The organism is Acinetobacter sp. YH12252 (assembly GCF_013417365.1).
GTDB lineage: Bacteria > Pseudomonadota > Gammaproteobacteria > Pseudomonadales > Moraxellaceae > Acinetobacter > Acinetobacter towneri.
Map to the genome: position 1 here is coordinate 1 of NZ_VPEA01000048.1, position 1,036 is coordinate 1,036.

General features: G+C 42.7%; 2 tRNA genes and 2 rRNA genes. All 4 read left to right on the forward strand.

The features are described 5' to 3' along the window. A 16S ribosomal RNA gene (locus tag FTV28_RS13480) occupies nt 1–80 on the forward strand; the annotation flags it as partial. 59 nt (nt 81–139) lie between these two features. Further along, a tRNA-Ile gene (locus tag FTV28_RS13485) sits at nt 140–216 on the forward strand. Between the two features lie 112 nt (nt 217–328). After that, nucleotides 329–404: transfer RNA gene (locus FTV28_RS13490), tRNA-Ala, on the forward strand. Nucleotides 405–859: 455 nt separating this feature from the next. Continuing rightward, nucleotides 860–1,036 (forward strand): 23S ribosomal RNA (locus FTV28_RS13495); the annotation flags it as partial.

Genomic DNA, 1,036 nt, shown 5'->3' on the forward strand with positions numbered 1-1,036 from the left:
TTACCACGGTGTGGCCGATGACTGGGGTGAAGTCGTAACAAGGTAGCCGTAGGGGAACCTGCGGCTGGATCACCTCCTTAACGAAAGATTGACGATTGGTAAGAATCCACAACAAGTTGTTCTTCATTGATGTATCTGAGGGTCTGTAGCTCAGTTGGTTAGAGCACACGCTTGATAAGCGTGGGGTCACAAGTTCAAGTCTTGTCAGACCCACCATGAGCGAGGGTCAGCGAAACATGTTTCGCCCGAGCGCAAGACGAGAGCTATGCTCGAGTTAAGCATTCGCCTTAACACAGTTTACGATACATCGAATCACAGATGATAAGCTGGGGACTTAGCTTAGTTGGTAGAGCGCCTGCTTTGCACGCAGGAGGTCAGGAGTTCGACTCTCCTAGTCTCCACCAAATTTTAAGATCAGAAAAGCACTGCTTTTCCTTAAAATTTAAGCAAACAGCTATGCTGTGCGCAGGCACACATATACTGGAGCTTTAAGCTAAAGATTGCAGAACTTAATAAAAGATCGAATGATTAGATTTGATGGTTTATTAAGTTCTGTGATTTAAATATCACAGTATTTAGTGCGGTCTGACGAAGACGCATTAATTCATTAATAGATTGGCAAAAATTGAGTCTGAAATAAATTGTTCAACTCATTTAATTCAAGATTGACAGTAATACTTCGGTGTTACGGTTTAATTACGAATTGAAATGAGAACTAGCAAATTAACTGAATCAAGCGTTTTGGTATATGAATTTAGATTGAAGCTGTACAGTGCTTAAGTGCACAAAGCAACAAACTGTGGGCGCAAGCCTGTTGTTACACTCACTTGTAAGTGTTAACGACTGTTTGGGGTTGTATAGTCAAGTAATTAAGTGCATGTGGTGGATGCCTTGGCAGTCAGAGGCGAAGAAAGACGTGATAGCCTGCGAAAAGCTCCGGGGAGGCGGCAAATATCCTTTGATCCGGAGATTTCTGAATGGGGAAACCCACCTACCTTAAGGTAGGTATCGTATGATGAATACATAGTCATACGAA